The organism is Frigoribacterium sp. SL97, from assembly GCF_026625765.1.
Classification (GTDB): Bacteria; Actinomycetota; Actinomycetes; order Actinomycetales; family Microbacteriaceae; genus Frigoribacterium.
The window spans coordinates 1,369,786-1,386,609 of the sequence record NZ_CP113062.1 but is presented as its reverse complement, the minus strand read 5'-3'; the positions used below and the strand labels follow the sequence as shown (position 1 = coordinate 1,386,609).

Below are 16,824 nucleotides of genomic sequence, written 5' to 3'. Positions count from 1 at the left end.
CACATGGTGGGTATAGCTCAGCTGGTAGAGCGCCTGGTTGTGGTCTAGGAGGCCGCGGGTTCAAGCCCCGTTACTCACCCAAATGAAATCCCCTGCCCTCCGATGGGCAGGGGATTTTTTGGGTTCTGGGGCCTTCTGGTCTCGGATGCGCGAGCGCATCCGAGACGTCGAGGGTCAGGACTTCGCTGCGCTCGTCACGTTCAGGGCGGTGCGATGGCGACTCAGCTTCACTCGTCGGCTCAGGGGGCCAGGACGTCGGCGTGGGAGGGTCGTGACGTGGACGACGAACGACCGGCAGCAGGCATCGACCCGGCGGAGGTGAGCGCGGAGGCGTTCGACGCGATGGTGGTCGACCAACTCGATCTGCTGCCCGACGACATGGTCGACGGGCTCGACAACGTCGTGTTCGTCACGGAAGACCGCCCCGAGGACGGCACGCTCGACCTGCTCGGCCTCTACGACGGCGTCGCCCTGACCGAGCGTGGACAGTACGGCTTCGGCGAACTACCCGACCGGATCATCCTCTACCGCGAACCGCACCTCGCCGCCGTGGACGACCTCGACCAGCTCGCCGACGAGATCCACGTCACGCTCGTCCACGAGATCGCCCACTTCTACGGGATCGACGACCACCAACTGCACGAACTCGGCTGGGCCTGACGGAGGCCGCCGTCAGCCGATGATCTGGTAGGTGAACCGGTAGGCGTCGGCCGGGAGGCCCTCCTCGAGGTCACCGACCATCTCGACGTCGAAGGCGTCGGGTCGCGAGACGACGAAGAACTGGGCCGACGCAGCCGTGTTCGACGCCGGACAGATCGAGACCACCGGCGCCGTGGTGAAGGGCTTCGAATAGCGGACCCGCACCTGCGTGCCGGGACGACGGGCCCGACCCGAACCGAAGCCGACCGTTCCCCTCAGATCGGAACCCGACAGGGTGGGAACCGGGGCGCCGTCGCCGTTCCGCCCCATGGCCGACGCCACGGGCGAGGGGCCACCGAGGGCACCCAGCAACCGACGTCCGACCGCGAGGTCGCCACCCCAGGCCCAGAGCGGCCGAGCCTCGACCTCTCGTCGGTCGACGACGTCGACGGCCGAGCCGGTCGTGGCGATCCGTGTCGTCGGATCGACGGCGAACCGCGAGCCGTACCCCTCCCCCAACTCGACCCCTGCCTGCGTGAAGCGACCGAGACGGGTGCCCACCAGGGCGAAGTCGTCGCCCTTGGTCAGCCGCACCAGCACGGTCGACGCTCCGACCTGGGCAGGGTCCGCGCCGAGCAGGGCACCGCCGAGCAGTCGGATGCCGCCGTCGATGTCGACGCCACGACGTCGCCTCTCGTCGTGCTCGATCAGGGGACCCGGGCCACCGTAGATCGTCGGGGCGACGAACTCGATCTGCCGGACGTTGCCGATGCGCACGGTCGCGTCACCGCCCGATCCAGCCCGCTGCAACGTCTCGATGTGCGGGGCGATCAGCCTCACGAACTCGACGAAGTACTCGGCGGTCGAACCCCAGGCGAGATCGAGGGCGACGTTCGCACTGCCCTCGATGTGCAGGTTCACGCAGGTGAACGTGTTCGTGTTCGACCCACCCGACGCCGGTGACCGCACGACGACCGCGGCCGCGTCGGCCGACCCGCAGTTGTTGACGAAGAGGTCCGACCAGAGGTTGTTGTTGACGCGCTCGACGAGGAGGGCCGTTCCGGCCACGCCGGCCAACTGCACCCTGTCGAAGCGCGACTCGAACCCGTTCACGACCTGGACGAGGGGTGCCGCCGAGCCGTTGCCCTGCAGGGTCAGCCCCTCGAGCGTGACACCGTTCCCGTCGACGACGACCATCGGCCTCGTCGAACGGGCGAGGTGCCGGATGGTGACGCCACCGTCGGTCGAGGCCCCGTAGCGACTGACATCGGCCCCCGTGCCCTGGATCGAGACCAACAGGGGCACCGTGACGGAGTCGACGACGTAGGTGCCCGCCGGGACGAGCACACGCCCCCGGACCACCCTGGCCGCCTCGACGGCCGCGGCGAAGGCGGCGGTGTCGTCCGTCAGACCGTCGCCGACGGCACCGTGGTCACGGACGTCGACCCCCGTGCGGTCGTCCGACGTCCCGACCTCCGCAGCCGGCGCCGCCCCGGAACCGTCGGCAGGCGGCCCGTCGGAGGCCGGCCCGTCGTCGGCGCGAGCGGCACGGGCGCCGGGGGCGACGGCCGCGGCACCGGCCGCCGCGATGCCCGCCGCACCGACGAGCAGGAAACCGCGACGCGATCGGATCGGCGTCTGGTCGAGTGGATCGGTCATGACGGCAGGGTACACGAGCGTGGGTAATATATGCCTCACCACATGTCGTCAGAAGATCGGGTGCACACCATCGACCAGAACATCGCCTCTCGCCGTCCCGCCCCCGCCCACCGTCTCGACGTCCAGGCCCTCCGGGCCCTCGCCGTGACGATGGTGGTCCTCGAACACGTCACGGGGCGGCCCGCCGGTGGATTCGTCGGGGTCGACGTGTTCTTCGTCGTGTCGGGGTTCTTGATCACGGGGCTCCTGCTGCGCGAGGCCGATCGTCACGGACGGATCTCGATCGCGGCCTTCTGGCGACGACGCATCCGCCGCATCGTGCCGGCGAGCGTCCTGGTGCTCGTCCTGGGCACGGCGGCCACCTGGCTCGTCGTCGGCTCGTCCCGCGGGGCGTCGGCGGCGATCGACGCGCTCTGGTCCGTCGCGTCCCTCGCGAACTGGCACTTCGCCGCCACCGGGACCGACTACTTCGCCGCCCAGGGCCCCGAGTCGCCCTTCCAGCACTACTGGTCCCTCGCCGTCGAGGAGCAGTTCTACCTGGTCTGGCCCGTCGTGGTCGTCGCCGCGGTCGCCGTCGCCCGGCGACGGAAGGGGCCGACCGTCCCGAGGGTCGCCCTGGGGGTCCTGCTGCTGGTGCTCGTGCTCGGATCGCTGGCGTGGGCCTGGCACCAGTCCACGACGTCGCCGACCGTCGCCTACTTCTCGAGCCTGACCCGCGCATGGGAGCTCGCGCTCGGAGCGCTCCTCGCGACGGCGGCCCCCGCGATGACCCGGCTCCCCGCCGTCCTCCGTCCGGCCCTGGCGTGGGTCGGAATCGTCGGCGTCGTGGCCTCGGCCTGGGTCACGACGAGCACCGTCCCGTTCCCGGCCCCCGGCGCCCTGCTGCCCGTGGCGGCCACGCTGCTCGTCCTCGCCTCGGGCACGGGGTGCGCCGGCACACCGTGGCTCGGGCCCCTCGCCGGCCGGCCCGTGATGATCGTGGGAGACCTCTCGTACTCGATCTACCTCTGGCACTTCGTCGCCCTGGTCGTCGGCAGGTCGTTGCTCGGCGACGAACCGACCCGGCTCTGGCCGGCCGTCCTCGTGTCCACCCTCGTCCTGTCCGCCCTGACCTACCACTTGGTCGAACGGCCGCTCATCACCTCGCCCCTGCTCGAGCCGGGACCACCCGGGCACGCCTGGCGACGGTGGAGACGAGACCATCGATCGACCTACCGGCGCGGAGGTGCTGCGCTGCTCGCGGTGGCCGCCCTCACGGCCACCGTCCTCGCCGTGGACGCCGTCCGCCCCGCCGCCGCTCCACCCGTCCTGCCCTCCGCGGCGACCGACGGGGGCCCCGACGGCGCCGAAGGGGGGACGACCGGCGAGACCGGCGGGCCCGGCGAGCCCGGCGGGACGGACGGCCTCGACGGCCTCGACGTCCCGTCGGTCGACGAGTGGTCCGGCGAGGTGGGCAGGGCGCTGTCGGCGACCTCGTGGCCCGAGCTCGACCCGAGCATCGAGTCGGTCCTCGACGGGACGCGGACCGGCAGCCCGCACCTCACCTGCGGCGACGCCGAGGCCCAGGGCCTCACCCCGGACGACTGCTCGTGGACCTCTCCCTCGGCGAGCACCACCGTCGTGCTCGTCGGGGACTCGACGGCGATGCATCACCTCGACGCGCTCGTCCCCCTGGCCGAGTCGGCCGAGAACGGGTTCACCCTCGTCAACCGGGCCAAGTTCGCCTGCCCGTTCGTCGACATCCGCGTCCAGAACGACGTCACCGGCATCCTCGAGTCCTGCCGGGCGCACAACGACGAGACCCTCGCCCTGATCGACGAGACCCACCCCGACGTCGTCCTCGTGACCAACTCGTACCAGACGCTCTCCGAGGACGGAGGCGGCACGATCACGCCCGATCGGTGGTCCGAGGGCTTCGGCGCCTACGCCCGGCGCCTGGCCGAGGCCGCGGGGTCCGTCGCCGTCCTCACGCCGCCGCCGGACGACGCCGACATCGCGTCGTGCTTCCGGCGCGGCGGCAGCCCCGTCGACTGCATCTCCCGGACGTCCCGTACCTGGATCGACCGCGCGGCCGCCGATCAGGACGTGCTCGAGTCGATCGGCGGCGTGCTGGTCGACCTGCGTGTGCTGACCTGCGTCAGCGACCTCTGTCCGGCGTTCGTCGGCGACGTCCCCGTGAAAGAGGATCGCGTCCACCTCACGACCGCGTTCGCACTCGCCGTGTCACCCGTCCTGGGCGACCTGCTCCGAGCCCGGGGCGTGCTCTGAGGTCGGCGACCACCCGGCCGAGACGACCACGTCGGCGAGCTCCCGGGGCGACGAGCGCGCGAGGTGCCGATCCTCCTGAGCGGCCCAGACGTCCCACCACGGTTCGAAGGCGGCACCGTCGCGGTCGAGGGCCCGTCGCCGACGGGTGTCGGCGTCGAGCTCCAGCCAGACGCGGACGTCGGCGAGCGACGAGGAGGCGCGGGTCACCGCCCCGGCCCCTTCGACGATCAGCGAGACGGCCGGGTCGAGCACCTCCCACGCCCCCGCGCGGTCGTGCTCCCAGTCCCACCGCTGCCATCCCGGAGCGACCGGCGACAGGATGGACGTCCCGAGCGCCCGGGACGCCGCCTCGAGCCCGTACCAGCCCGGGTAGACGTCGTCAAGGTGCACGAGCCGTGCAGGGCCCAGTCGGTCGTCGGGCCACGCGGCGGCCACCGCACGGCCGAGCGTGGTCTTGCCCGAACCGGAGCGGCCGTCGATCAACAGGACCAGGCGACGCGAGCCGACCCGCGCCTCCTCGGCTCGGCGGAGCAGGACGTCGACGGCCTCGTCGACGGCGACGTGCTCAGGCAAGGACGAACTCCCACGTACCGGCCAGGACGGCCGCGGTCACCGAGGTGGCGGCGATGACGACGCCGATGGCGACGAGGACGACGTCCCGCAGGCCGAACGACGACGGACGCGCCCAGGTGCGCGGGGCGTCGCTGCCGAAGCCCTTGGCCTCCATGGCGGTGGCGAGCTTGCTGCCGCGTCGGACCGACAGCACGAGCAACGCGAACGCCTGCTGCCCGAATCGCCGCAGCGCACCGATCGGACCGCCCGAGTCGGCGACGCCCCGGGCCCGTCGGGCCAACGCGAGCTGGCGCCAGTCGTCCATGAACAGCCCGACCAGACGCAACCCGGCGAGTCCCCCGAGCACGAAACGCGCCGGCAGCCGCAACACCTGCCCGAGACCGTCGGCCAGGTCGGTCGGGTCGGTCGTCGCGAACAGCACGATGCCCGGCACGCCGACGGCGAGGATGCGCAGGCCGATCGCACCCGCGAGGGCCAGCGACCCCTCGGTCACCGAGAGGAACCCCCACTCGACCACCGACGCCCCGCCGTCGCGTCCGTAGAGGGCGATGGCGACGACCGACGTCGGGGCGGCGATCCAGAGCGGCGCCGTGCGGGCGAGCAGCTGCCGGGCCGACAGACCGGCGAAGGGCAGCAACAGCCCCTCGAGCAGCAGAGCGGTGCCGGCCGAGACCCAGTCGATCGACAGCAGGAGGGCGAGCGCGAGGACGACGGCGGCGAGCAGCTTCGCGACCGGGTTGACGCGCCCGACCACGCCGGTCGCCGCGACCGGGGTGAGCACGCTCATCGACGCGCCTCGACGGGGTCGGCGCGGCGGGCGTGGGCGCTCAGGTCGAGCACGTCGTCGGCTAGGGCGGCCACGAACTCGGCGTCGTGGGTCACGGCGACGACCGCGCGGCCCTCGTCGAGCAGGTCGGCCAGCAGGACCACGAGCTCGTGCCAGGTGCGGGCGTCCTGCCCGAAGGTCGGTTCGTCGAGCACGAGCACCGACGGGCGCGAGGCGAGCACGGTCGCGACCGAGAGCCGGCGCTTCTCGCCGCCCGAGAGCGTGAACGGGTTCGCACCGGCCAGGTGGTCGAGCCGCAGGCGGTCGAGGAGGTGGTCGACGCGCGACGCGACCTCGGTCGGGGACGCGCCCAGCGCCTCCGGACCCACCGCCAGCTCACGACGGACGGTCGCCGTCAGGAACTGGTGCTCCGGGTCCTGGAAGACGGTGCCGACGCGGGTGAGCAGCTGTCGGGGCTTCCATCGGATCGGAGACGGACCGGCGCCGTCGGCGAACGACGGCGTCGCCTCGAGGACTCCGGCGACGGGGGCGAGCAGCCCCGCGACGGTGAGGGCGAGCGTGGACTTGCCCGAGCCGTTCGTGCCGGTCACCGCGAGCGCCCGCCCCTCGACGACCGTGAGGTCGATGCCCGTGGCGACCGCGCGGCCCTTGGGCCCCTTGTGCCCCACGTCGAGACCCGACGCCGTCACCAACCGGTCACCGGTCGTGCGCGACCGGACGGGCGCAGGAGGCGCGGCGCCGGGCACCCAGACCCCGGCGGCGACGAGGCGGTCGCGTTCGGCACGCAGGACGTCGTCGGGGCGACCGTCGGCCAGGACTCCTCCACCGGAGTCGAGCACGACGACGCGGTCGACGACGGGCAGCCAGACCGACACGCGGTGCTCGACGACGACGAGCGTCGCCTGCGTGTCGGCGACGACGCGGGCCACGGCGTCGCGCACCTCCACGACGCCCTCGGGGTCGAGGTTGGCCGTCGGCTCGTCGAGGAGCAGCAGGCCAGGACGCATGGCGAGGGCCCCGGCCAGCGCCAGTCTCTGCTTCTGGCCACCGCTCAGCTCGGACGTGGACGCGGACGGCGGCAGGTCGAGCCCGACGGCGTCGAGGGCGTGCCCGACGCGACGCCAGATCTCGTCGCGGGGCACGCCGAGGTTCTCGCAGCCGAACGCGACGTCGTCGCCCAAGCGGGCGAGGACGACCTGCGAGTCGGGGTCCTGCAGGACGAGGCCGACCCGGCCGCGCTGCTCGGCGGGCGTGCGACCGTCCACCAGCAGGTCGCCGGCCTCGTCGCCCTCGTCGTCTCCGCCCAGCACCCCGGCGAGGCCGGCGAGCAGCGTCGACTTGCCGGCGCCGGACGCGCCGAGCAGCAGCACGCGCTCACCGGGGGCGACGTCGAGGTCGAGCTGCGAGACGGCGGGCAGGCGACGACCGGCGTGCCGCCACCCCCAGCCCCGGGCGGTGACGCGGGCACCCGCGTCCACCGCCGGTCGTCCGCCGCTCGTTCCGCTCACGGGAAGGACCACGAGGAGGCGCGCCTAGATCCGGGCGTCCGCCGAGCGTCCCGAGGCGAACCGCGAGAGTGCGCCCGTGCGGGCGAGGCCGCGGGCCGCGAGCCACGAGAGCAGGCCGGCGATGACGGTGCCCGAGACGACCGAGGTCACGACGTAGATCGTCTTCGAACCGGCGGCGTAGGCGGCGGCCGAGGCGAAGCTCGTGTCCATCAGGCCGACGGCGAGGCCGGCGACGGCACCCGCGAGCAGAACCGTGCCGATCCGCCACGACTTGTAGAGGAAGACCGCGAGCACGATCTCGGCGCCCAAGCCCTGGACGATGCCCCAGATGAGCACCGAGAAGCCCCACTGGGTGCCGATCAGCATCGAGACGACCGCCGCGACGACCTCGGTGTAGACGGCGGCCCCGGGCTTGCGGATGACGATGCCGCCCAGGACGCCGGCGAAGAGCCAGCCGCCGTTGAGGATGCCCTCGAAGCCGCCCGAGAAGCTCAGGACGCTGTCGATGGGGGTATAGGCCAGGCCCCAGGCCCAGAAGACGACACCGGCGGCCACGCCGATGACGCTGGCCACCACGATGTCGACGACGCGCCAACGCCGGGTGGGGGTGGTGCGAGCCTTCGGCGTGAAGACGGTCGACCCGTCGCGAGCCGCCGTGGAACGGTTTTCGGGCGTGGACGTGGACATCTGTTCTTCTCCTCCCTGCGCTGGCATGACCCAGATCAGGTTCGACGGTCGAAGCGTGGTTCGCTTCCTCTCAGCCCGGCTCACCGGACTCCCGTGTGTTGTGGGGACGATCATAGCGCCGGGCCGAGGGACGCGTCCGCGACGGCGTCGACCGAACGGTCCGCCTAGGGTGGCGGCATGAGTTGGCCTCCCGTCGCACCGCCCGCGCCTCCGGCTCCGCCGCCGGGCCCGGCCCGCCCTCGGCCACGCCACCCCGCCCGGCTCGTCCTGCCGATCACCTCGGTGGTGCTCGTGGTCGTCACCGGGGTCGTCCCCTTCGTCGTCCTCCAGCCGATGATCCACTCCTACCGCGGTGAGGCGGCGGCGTACGGCATCCACGCCTTCGGCGTCGCGACGGTGGCATCGGTGCTGTGCTGGGTCCTCGCGGTCGTGACGGTCGTCGTCGGCGTGGTCTCCCTCGCCCTCCGACAGCGCCTGATGGGGTTGCCGATCACCGCCGTCACCCTGGCGGTGCTCCTCGCCGTCGCCGGGCCGGTCGCCTACCTGCTGATCGCCCTCTCGGCCGACGCGTACTGACGCGTCAGAGTCCGGCGGCCTTCCGGACGAGGGCGGCGACGGAGGCGCGGGTCGCGTCGTCGGCGCCGGTCACCGCGTACGAGGTGGCCCAGAGCGTGCCGTCGTCGAGCCGGGCACCGTCCTGGAACCCGAGGGTCGAGTAGCGCGTGCCGAACTTGGCGCCGGGCTGGAAGAACACGACGGCCTTGCCGTCCTCCCGGGCGTAGGCGGGGAAGCCGTACCAGGTCTTGGGGGCGAGGTTCGGGGCGTGCTCGGCGACGACCTCGTGCACCATCTGGGCGATGGGCCGCTCGACATCGGTCATGGCCGCGATGGCGTCCGCGGCGTCCTGCGCCTCGGCGGCCGACTTGTCGGCCAGCTTCTGACGCTTCGCCTCGGCCCGCAGTTCGGCGGCGCGCTGCTTCATGGCGGCCTTCTCTTCTTTGCTGAACCCGGCGTCGGCCATGATCGTGCCCTTCTCGTGCGTGCGTGCGTGCGTCGGCTCGGTCGGGTCGGCGTACGCCCCATGGTGACATGCCTGGCGAATCCGTCGTCCGCCCTGCGTCCACCACGACAGGCACCTCGAGGCACCCGACCGGACCTTCGCCCTGCTGGCCGAGCTGTTCTGACGCTCGGCGGCCGATCAGGCCTTCGGCAGGGCGTGACCCTCGGTGTCGAGGTGGTCTCGCCAGGAGCGCTTCGCCCTCCAGCCGAGCATGCGGGCCGCCTTGGCGGTCGAGATGCCCGACGCGTCGGCCCGGGCGAGTTCGCGCAACTCGACCCGGTCGCCGTGGTGCTGACGGAGCGTGGCGGCGAAGTCGTGGCCGCCGGCGTTGTCGGCTGCTGCGATGTAGAAGACCTCGTGACCCGGCAGGTCGGACTCTGCGGCGAGCAGGAGGGCGTCGGCGAGGTCGTCGGCGTCGACGTAGCTGCCGAAGTTCGCACTGTCGGGGTCGGCCTCGCGCACCTGAGGGCCGAGGTTGGCCTCGTAGTTGCTGGCGTCGTGGACGGTGCTCGGGCGGATCGAGATCGCGCGCAGGTCGGAGCGGCGGACGGCGGCGTCCATCAGCTGTTCGCCGAACGCCTTCGAGAGGGCGTAGGGGTCCTGCGGGTGGAGGGGGTGCTCCTCGTCGACCGGCACGTAGTCGGGCAGGAAGGGTCGTTCGGGGAAGAAGTTGCCCACGATGCTCTCGCTCGACACGTTGACGAAGCGGGGCACGCCGAACCGCACGGCCGCCTCGACCAGGTTGAACGTGGACATCAGGTTGGTGTGGAACACGACGTGGGCCGGGTTCGCGGTGGGCTGCGGGATGGCCGCGACGTGGACGACGACGTCGGCCCCCGCGACGACCGAGAAGGCGGTCCCCGCGTCGGTCAGGTCGCCCATCACGTACCGGCCGGGCACGTCGACGCCCGCGTCGAAGACGGGTCGGACGAGGTCGACGCCGAGGACGTCGTGCCCGGCCTCGACGAACCGGCGGACGGCGGCACGGCCGACCTTGCCTCGTGATCCCGTGATGACGACCTTCATGACGCGCTCCCCCGATCGAGGGATGCGCCGAGGGCCGGAGCATCCACCGGGACGACGCTACGCCGCGCGGCCCCGAGGAGGCGCGCTCGGTCGGTCCACCGTGCCGCCCCGGTCCGCCTGTCAAGATGCAGCATGACCGTCGCCCGGATCCTCCTGCTCTTCGCCCTCGCGGCCGTCGCCGAGATCGGTGGCGCCTGGCTGATCTGGCAGGCCGTCCGGGAGAACCGGGGCTGGCTCTTCGCCCTGCTCGGCATCGTCTCGCTGGGTGCCTACGGCTTCGTCGCCGCGTTCCAACCCGACGCGGACTTCGGGCGGGTGCTGGCGGCCTACGGCGGCGTGTTCGTCGCGGGCTCGCTCGCCTGGGGCATCGTGGTCGACGGGTTCAAGCCCACGACGTGGGACTTCGTCGGTTCGGCCGTGAGCCTCCTCGGCGCCGGCATCATCGTGCTCGCGCCCGTGCTCAGCTCGACGACGGGCGCCGAGGCCGACGCCTGACCATCGCGGGTCAGGACGGGAGGTCGAGGCGGCCCGGGTTCAGGGCGGCCCACTGCAACAGCATGATCGTTTTGCCGTCCACGATGCGCCCGTCGGCGATCATCTCGAGGGCGTCCCGGAACGGCAGCTCGAGGACCTCGATGTCCTCTCCTTCCTCCTCGACGCCACCCCCGTCACCGGTGCGGTCGGCCACCGAGTACGTGGCGGCGTAGAAGTGCACGCGCTCGGTCACCGACCCCGGGCTCATGTAGGCGTCGAAAACGTGGATCAACCCGCCCACCTCGACCCCGAGTTCTTCGCGCGTCTCTCGGCGGATCGCGGTCTCGGGATCGTCCTCGTCGAGGAGTCCCGCGGCGGTCTCGACCAGCATCCCGTCGGGATGGTCGTTCACGTAGGCGGGGAACCGGAACTGCCGGGTCAGGAGCACCGTCGCCCGCCGCGGGTCGAACAGGAGGATCGTCGCCCCGTTGCCGCGGTCGTACGTCTCGCGCTGCTGGGTCGACCACCGCCCGTCGCGACCGCGCACGTCGAAGGTGGTGCGGCGGAGCACGTGCCAGCCGTCCGAGGTCACCTCGACGTCGCGGACCACGACGTCGGGGTTGCGGGCGAGGTCGCGGCCGGTGAGGTCGAGGCCCGTCCGTCCGCGACCGTCGGGGGAACGGGAGCCACGAGAGTTCATCACCCCACGAAAATAACGGAGGGCGACGACCCGCGAGGGCGGGAACGGCCGGTGATGACATCCGTCACACGATGTGGTGACGCCTCGGCACTTCTCGAGGACGTCACCTTCTGGTGTGCTTCCGGAGGAGCGTCCGGACCCGACCCGGACGCCCGGAGAGAGGACCCCGTGCGTACATCCCTCAAGGTGATCCTGCGGACCGTCGGCGCCCTCGTGGCCCTGCCCGTCCTGACGCTGGCGACCACGTCGATCGTCGACGTCGTCGCCACGGGGTCGGAGCTGGCCGCCATCACCTCGTACGGCGAGCTCGTGTCCGTCGACGGGAGGGAGATGAACGTCGTCGTCAGCGGGTCCGGCGCGGACACGATCGTCCTGCTTCCGGGCCTCGGGACGGCGGCACCCGGCCTGGACTTCCAGCCACTGATCTCCGAGCTCGACGACACCCATCGCGTCGTCGCCGTGGAGCCGTTCGGCACCGGGCTGAGCGACCAGACCGACTCCCCCCGCACGGCGGAGAACATCGCGGGCGAGGTGCACGAGGCGCTCCGCCGACTGGGCATCGACCGCTACGCGCTCATGGGGCACTCGATCTCGGGCGTCTACGCCCTCGAGTACAGCAGGCTCTTCGGGGACGAACTCACGGCGTTCATCGGGATCGACAGCAGCGTCCCCGACCAGCCCGGCACGGACGACCCCGTGCCGACCGACGGACTGACCACGCTTCGCGGCCTGGGTCTGCTCCGCGTGGCGAGCGCACTCGCCGGCGACGCCTACGCCGGACTGCCCTACGACGAGGGCACGAAAGAACAGATGCGCTTCCTCATCACGAAGAACGCGACCGCCCCGACCCTGCTCGACGAGATGGACCACACCGCGAGCAACGTCGCCTCGGTCAGCGGACGGACGTTCCCGGCGGACCTGCCGGTCCTTCTCTTCGTGGTGCAGGACGGCACCGACGACGACGGCTGGCTCGAGCTGCACGAGAAGCAGGCGGCGAGCGTCGACCGCGGTCAGGTCGTTCAGCTCGACGGAGACCACTACCTGCACCACACGCAGTCGACTCGGATCGCCGACGACACCGACGAGTTCCTCGCCGGGTGAAGCCGACGAGGCGGTGGAGGTCACGGCGGGGTAACGAAGTAGATGCGTTCCAATCCTTTTCGGGCCCGGTGGCGAACCCAGTACATCCCCACCGGGACCAACTGACAAGGAGCTTCACCATGAACGCTTTCACTCGCAAGAACATCACCAAGACCACCCTCGGCCTCGTCGCCTCGGGCGCCCTGCTCTTCTCCCTCGCCGCGTGCTCGATGGACTCCGGCACCTCGACCGGCACGTCCTCCTCGTCGAGCTCGTCGTCCTCCGAGCCCAGCGCCGCGTCGACGCCCGCCGCGTCGATCGCCGACCTCAGCAACGGCGTCGACACCCAGGTCGCCGTGGACGCGTCCTTCGTCGACGCCCTCACGAGCCTGGGCCTGACCCCCGGCGTCGTGGGCACCGCGACCTTCACCGACGGCACGTTCGCGTTCCCGATCACGGGCGGCAACGTCGACTACTACGGCCCCGACAGCGACGTGCGCCCCTACGTCCAGGGCGAGATCGACCACGACGGCTCCGGCCTGTCGCTGACCGCCGCCGACGGCACCGTCGTCGAACTCACCGACTTCCGCATCGACCCGGGCGAGTCGAAGCTCTACGGCACCGTGACCGCCAACGGCACCGTTGCCGCCGAGGACGCCTACCTGTTCAACCTCTACGGTGGCACGCTCAAGCCCATCCAGATGGAGGGCTCGAACGCGGTCCTCGAGGGCACCACGGTCCACGTCAGCCCCGACGCCGCCGCCCTGCTGAACCAGACCTTCAAGACCGACGCCGTCCAGGACGAGATGCTCGTCGGCGTCGCGAAGATCACCGCCGCCACGGAGTAACACCCCCGCCTGCCGACCTCCGGGTCGGCAGGCTTCCGGGTCGTCTCCATGGCGACGCACCGGCCCTCACCTTTCGTCGAGGACCGGTCATCCCGGTGGCCCCCCTCGCGCTCCCCTGCGCGAGGGGGTTTCCTCTGCCCTGGCCACGCGGCCGACCGACGAACGGAGCCCCATGGTCCCCACCGCCTCCCCCCTGACTCCCCCGATGCTCCTCGGGCGCCTCCCGACGCATCCCCACGCCGCGCCCGTCGAGGTGCACCTGCCCCGCTCGCGGTTCCCCGTGGCGATCAGTTTCGAGTCGTCGGACACGTGGTCGATCGCCGAGCGCTTCGGCGAGCAGCTCGTCAGCCACGGGCGACTGGCCTACCGCGCCGGCGCGTTCGTCGTCCGCACCGCGGCCGGCACCACCCGCTACGGCCACTCGTGGCAGGCCGCCGTCACCGCCCACCTGCTCCGCCGCGGCTGACCACGGCCGCACGTGTGGTGCCGCCCGGGAAACCCCGGCGGAGGGCCCGGGTGTCGGCGATCGGAGCGGCCCCGTCCGCCATGACGGCAGACCATCACCACCCGGCTCAGCCCAGCGTCAGCTGCCCGTCGGCCTCGAGCCACTCGAGGCCCTCGACGACGGCCTGGACCGAGGTGTAGCGCGGCGAGTAGCCGAGCAGACGGCGCGCCTTGGCGATGCTCATCGAGTGGCTGCGCGACGCGTGCTGCCAGGACGCGTCCGCGTTCTCGTCGGACGTCTGGTCTCGGAACTCGGCCCACGAGACGAACCGCAGCCGCGCCTCCTGCCCGTGGTGCCGCGCGATCGCCTCGGCGAGACCGCGCAGCGTGATCGCCCGCTCGCTGACGACGTGGAAGGCCTCACCGACCACCTGCGAGTGCCGCTCGGCCGCGAGCTGGAACGCCTGCGCGACGTCGTCGGCGTGGACGTGGTGGACGGTCTCGAGCCCGAGGCCCGGCATCGCGATCTCGCGCCCGGCGGCGAGGGCCTCCCAGACGGAGAGGTCGAGGTTGCCGACGGCGTTGATCATCGGCCAACCCGGGCCGGTGATGTGCCCGGGGTGCAGCACGATGCTCTGCACTCCGCCCGGGCGCCGTGACTCGCGGAGCAGCAACTCTTCGATGGCGGCCTTCTGCGTGCCGTACTCGCCGAACGGGGTGCGCTCGTCCTCTTCGGTGATCGGCACCTCACGCGACGGACCGTGCACCCAGACCGTGCCGCAGTGCACCAGCACGGTGCCCGTGCCCTGCAAGGCGTCGACCATCTGCCGCGCCGACGCGACCGTGAAGCAGATCATGTCGATCACGACGTCGGCCCCGAGCGCGGCGATCTCGCCCGCGAACGTGCCGTCGGCGTCGCCCGCCTCGCGGTCGAGCAGGAGGCGCGTCACGCGTGACCACACCGCGTGCGACCGGTAGGGCTCGGACTCCCCCCGGCTGACGGCGACCACCTCGTGGCCGGCCTCGACGAGTCGCGGGACGAGGAATCCGCCCACGTGGCCGGTGGACCCGATGACGACGATCTTCACGACGCGACCCCCGACACGATCGAGAGGGCCGGGAACGGACGGCGGGGACGAAGGGTGGCAGCTCTGCGCACGGCATCGGAGGACATGGCTCGACGCTACCCGGCACCCCCGACAGCGGTGTACCCCACACGGGGGTCACGCGGCGTCCCCTCAAGTGCCCACTGCGCCGTGGCCCCGGATTCTCCAGACTTCCTCTGAGGAGCACGGCGGCTCGTCGGATCATCGGGCACGGCCCGCGACGAGCCATCCGCTCCGCGCGTCCCATCCGGCACGCGCGACCCGACGAGGAGAACCATGACCTTCACCGACCCCCGCGCCCGCGGCACCCGCCGCCGCGTCACGACCGTCTGTCTCGCGGCGTCCCTGACCCTGGGACTCGTCGCCGTGGGCTCCGGCGCCGCCGTCGCCGCGCCTCCCACGGCCGCGCCCGGTGCACCCGCCGCACCCGGCAAGCCGGGTCCCGCCCCGACGCTGCCGGTCGTCGAGGGGCCGGTGATGAACTACGTCGTCAACGCGGGCAAGGCCAACCCCGGCGCGACCAAGCAGGTCGAGCGGGCGGTCGCCGCGGCCGGCGGCAGCGTCATCGCCGCGTACGCCGAGCTCGGCGTGGTCGTCGCGCAGTCGAGCAACGCGAACTTCGCCCCCTCGGTGCGGAGCGACAAGGCCGTCTCGTCGGCCGGTGCCACCCGCACCGCCGCGGTCGCCGAGACCGACCCGACCTACGGCGTCGGCACGACCGCCCCGGGCCCGGGCAAGCCCGTCAGGCCCGGCCACCCGGGCGGTCCAGGCAAGCCCGGTGGTCCCGGACACCCCGGCAAGCCGAAGGCCGCGACCTCGCCCGAGCAGCGGCTCGAAGAGGCCACGACCGTCGTCGCCGACCCCCTCGAGGCGCAGCAGTGGGACCTCACGGCCATCGGGGCCGACCAGGCGCACCAGGTCACCGACGGCAGCCGCGACGTGCTCGTGGCCGTGCTCGACTCGGGCATCGAGGGCGACCACCCCGACCTGCAGCCGAACATCGACGTGGCCGCCTCGGCGAGCTGCCTGACCGGGACGCCCGACTCGAGCTACGCCGCCTGGCAGCCCACGACGAGCGACCACGGCACCCACGTGGCCGGCACGATCGCCGCGGCCCGCAACGGCGTCGGCATCGTGGGCGTCGCCCCAGGCGTGACGATGTCGGCCGTCAAGGTCGTCAGCGACGACGGCTTCATCTACCCCGAGGCCGCGATCTGCGGCTTCATGCAGGCCGCTGCGACCGGTGCCGACATCACGAACAACAGCTACTACGTCGACCCGTGGCAGTTCTGGTGCGGCTCGGACGTCGACCAGGCGGCCGTGCTGACCGCCGTCGACCGCGCCGTGCAGTTCACCCAGAAGAAGGGCATCGTCAACGTCGCGGCGGCCGGCAACTCGTCGATCGACCTCGCGAACAAGACGGTCGACACGGACAGCCCGAACGACACCACGCCGACGACCCGCCCGATCGACTCACGCTGCCTCGACATCCCGACCGAGCTCGACGGCGTGGTCACCGTGTCGTCGACCACCTCGGCCGGGGCGAAGTCGGGCTTCTCGAACTACGGCGAGGGCGTCGTCGACGTCGCGGCCCCCGGTTCGGCCATCCTCTCGACCGTGACCGGCGGGGGCTACGGGACCAAGTCGGGCACCTCGATGGCCTCGCCGCACGTCGCCGGCGTGCTGGCCCTGCTGAAGTCGACCCACCCGCGTCTCGGCGGCACGGACCTCGTCGGGTTGCTCGAGCGACAGGCGACCGACACCCCGTGTCCGACCGGCACGACCACCTGCACCGGCACGCCGGCCGACAACGGCTGGTTCGGTGAGGGGATCGTCGACGCCCTCGCCGCCGTGACGAAGTAGCCGACCCAGCAGGAGGAGCACCACAGAGCGAGCACCGCCCCGACGGGGCGCCCGCCCGGCCCGTGCGGCCCGGCGGGCGCCCCGTCCTCGCGCGGACGGGGC

The 16,824-nt window shown here is 72.2% G+C and carries 17 protein-coding genes, 1 tRNA gene and 1 riboswitch; of the genes, 9 read left to right on the top strand and 9 right to left on the bottom strand.

Annotated elements, in window-relative coordinates:
• Positions 1-6: 6 nt before the first annotated feature.
• Positions 7-79 (top strand) — tRNA-His (locus OVA02_RS06640).
• Positions 80-342: 263 nt separating this feature from the next.
• Positions 343-660: a metallopeptidase family protein gene (locus tag OVA02_RS06635; RefSeq protein WP_056049129.1), complete on the top strand. Its 318-nt coding sequence runs from the start codon at positions 343-345 to the stop codon at positions 658-660.
• A gap of 12 nt (positions 661-672) precedes the next feature.
• On the opposite strand, the gene OVA02_RS06630 is transcribed toward OVA02_RS06635, so the two are convergent.
• Positions 673-2,298, bottom strand: a complete 1,626-nt coding sequence (locus OVA02_RS06630; protein WP_267659479.1) for a glycosyl hydrolase family 28-related protein — start codon at positions 2,296-2,298, stop codon at positions 673-675.
• Between the two features lie 42 nt (positions 2,299-2,340).
• Between OVA02_RS06630 and OVA02_RS06625 the strand changes: the two genes are divergently transcribed.
• Positions 2,341-4,566 carry an acyltransferase family protein gene (locus tag OVA02_RS06625; RefSeq protein WP_267659478.1) on the top strand — a complete coding sequence of 742 codons (2,226 nt, stop codon included), beginning with the start codon at positions 2,341-2,343 and terminating at the stop codon, positions 4,564-4,566.
• Here OVA02_RS06625 and OVA02_RS06620 read toward each other — a convergent pair.
• The 4 genes from OVA02_RS06620 to OVA02_RS06605 form a co-directional block, all read right to left on the bottom strand.
• Complete coding sequence (locus OVA02_RS06620) at positions 4,522-5,139, bottom strand: ATP-binding protein (RefSeq protein ID WP_267659477.1); 618 nt, start codon at positions 5,137-5,139, stop codon at positions 4,522-4,524. The two genes, OVA02_RS06625 and OVA02_RS06620, sit on opposite strands and share 45 nt — an antisense overlap.
• The gene (locus tag OVA02_RS06615; protein WP_267659476.1) at positions 5,132-5,926 is read right to left on the bottom strand and encodes an energy-coupling factor transporter transmembrane component T family protein; all 795 of its coding nucleotides are present in this window, start codon (positions 5,924-5,926) and stop codon (positions 5,132-5,134) included. The genes OVA02_RS06620 and OVA02_RS06615 overlap by 8 nt, the downstream gene beginning before the upstream one ends.
• Complete coding sequence (locus OVA02_RS06610) at positions 5,923-7,434, bottom strand: ABC transporter ATP-binding protein (protein WP_267659475.1); 1,512 nt, start codon at positions 7,432-7,434, stop codon at positions 5,923-5,925. The genes OVA02_RS06615 and OVA02_RS06610 overlap by 4 nt, the downstream gene beginning before the upstream one ends.
• A gap of 24 nt (positions 7,435-7,458) precedes the next feature.
• Positions 7,459-8,121, bottom strand: coding sequence for an ECF transporter S component (locus OVA02_RS06605; RefSeq protein ID WP_267659474.1), 663 nt, complete (start codon positions 8,119-8,121; stop codon positions 7,459-7,461).
• Positions 8,117-8,225, bottom strand: a riboswitch (TPP riboswitch). Its footprint overlaps the gene before it by 5 nt.
• A gap of 73 nt (positions 8,226-8,298) precedes the next feature.
• Here OVA02_RS06605 and OVA02_RS06600 point away from each other — a divergent pair.
• Positions 8,299-8,697, top strand: coding sequence for a hypothetical protein (locus OVA02_RS06600; RefSeq protein ID WP_267659472.1), 399 nt, complete (start codon positions 8,299-8,301; stop codon positions 8,695-8,697).
• A 4-nt stretch (positions 8,698-8,701) separates the two neighbouring features.
• On the opposite strand, the gene OVA02_RS06595 is transcribed toward OVA02_RS06600, so the two are convergent.
• Together OVA02_RS06595 and OVA02_RS06590 are read right to left on the bottom strand one after the other, a co-directional pair.
• Entirely contained in the window at positions 8,702-9,142 is a 441-nt protein-coding gene (locus OVA02_RS06595) for a hypothetical protein (protein WP_267659471.1), read from the bottom strand.
• A 177-nt stretch (positions 9,143-9,319) separates the two neighbouring features.
• Positions 9,320-10,207, bottom strand: a complete 888-nt coding sequence (locus tag OVA02_RS06590; protein ID WP_267659470.1) for an NAD-dependent epimerase/dehydratase family protein — start codon at positions 10,205-10,207, stop codon at positions 9,320-9,322.
• 132 nt (positions 10,208-10,339) lie between these two features.
• Here OVA02_RS06590 and OVA02_RS06585 point away from each other — a divergent pair, with 132 nt between their 5' ends.
• Positions 10,340-10,702, top strand: coding sequence for a YnfA family protein (locus OVA02_RS06585; protein ID WP_173152601.1), 363 nt, complete (start codon positions 10,340-10,342; stop codon positions 10,700-10,702).
• Positions 10,703-10,712: 10 nt separating this feature from the next.
• On the opposite strand, the gene OVA02_RS06580 is transcribed toward OVA02_RS06585, so the two are convergent.
• The gene (locus OVA02_RS06580) at positions 10,713-11,381 is read right to left on the bottom strand and encodes an NUDIX domain-containing protein (RefSeq protein ID WP_173152604.1); all 669 of its coding nucleotides are present in this window, start codon (positions 11,379-11,381) and stop codon (positions 10,713-10,715) included.
• A gap of 168 nt (positions 11,382-11,549) precedes the next feature.
• On the opposite strand from OVA02_RS06580, the gene OVA02_RS06575 reads away from it, so the two are divergent.
• The 3 genes from OVA02_RS06575 (at position 11,550) to OVA02_RS06565 (ending at position 13,775) form a co-directional block, all read left to right on the top strand.
• Positions 11,550-12,482 (top strand): alpha/beta fold hydrolase, encoded by a 933-nt coding sequence (locus OVA02_RS06575; RefSeq protein ID WP_267659469.1) that lies wholly within the window; start codon positions 11,550-11,552, stop codon positions 12,480-12,482.
• A 119-nt stretch (positions 12,483-12,601) separates the two neighbouring features.
• On the top strand, positions 12,602-13,309 hold the full coding sequence (locus tag OVA02_RS06570) for a hypothetical protein (RefSeq protein ID WP_267659468.1): 708 nt from the start codon (positions 12,602-12,604) through the stop codon (positions 13,307-13,309).
• Positions 13,310-13,481: 172 nt separating this feature from the next.
• Positions 13,482-13,775 (top strand): hypothetical protein, encoded by a 294-nt coding sequence (locus OVA02_RS06565; protein ID WP_192122697.1) that lies wholly within the window; start codon positions 13,482-13,484, stop codon positions 13,773-13,775.
• 106 nt (positions 13,776-13,881) lie between these two features.
• On the opposite strand, the gene OVA02_RS06560 is transcribed toward OVA02_RS06565, so the two are convergent.
• The gene (locus OVA02_RS06560) at positions 13,882-14,841 is read right to left on the bottom strand and encodes an NAD-dependent epimerase/dehydratase family protein (RefSeq protein ID WP_267659467.1); all 960 of its coding nucleotides are present in this window, start codon (positions 14,839-14,841) and stop codon (positions 13,882-13,884) included.
• A gap of 294 nt (positions 14,842-15,135) precedes the next feature.
• Here OVA02_RS06560 and OVA02_RS06555 point away from each other — a divergent pair, with 294 nt between their 5' ends.
• A complete protein-coding gene (locus tag OVA02_RS06555) occupies positions 15,136-16,722 on the top strand; it encodes a S8 family serine peptidase (RefSeq protein WP_267659466.1) in 1,587 nt (528 codons plus the stop codon).
• The last annotated feature ends 102 nt before the right edge of the window (positions 16,723-16,824 follow it).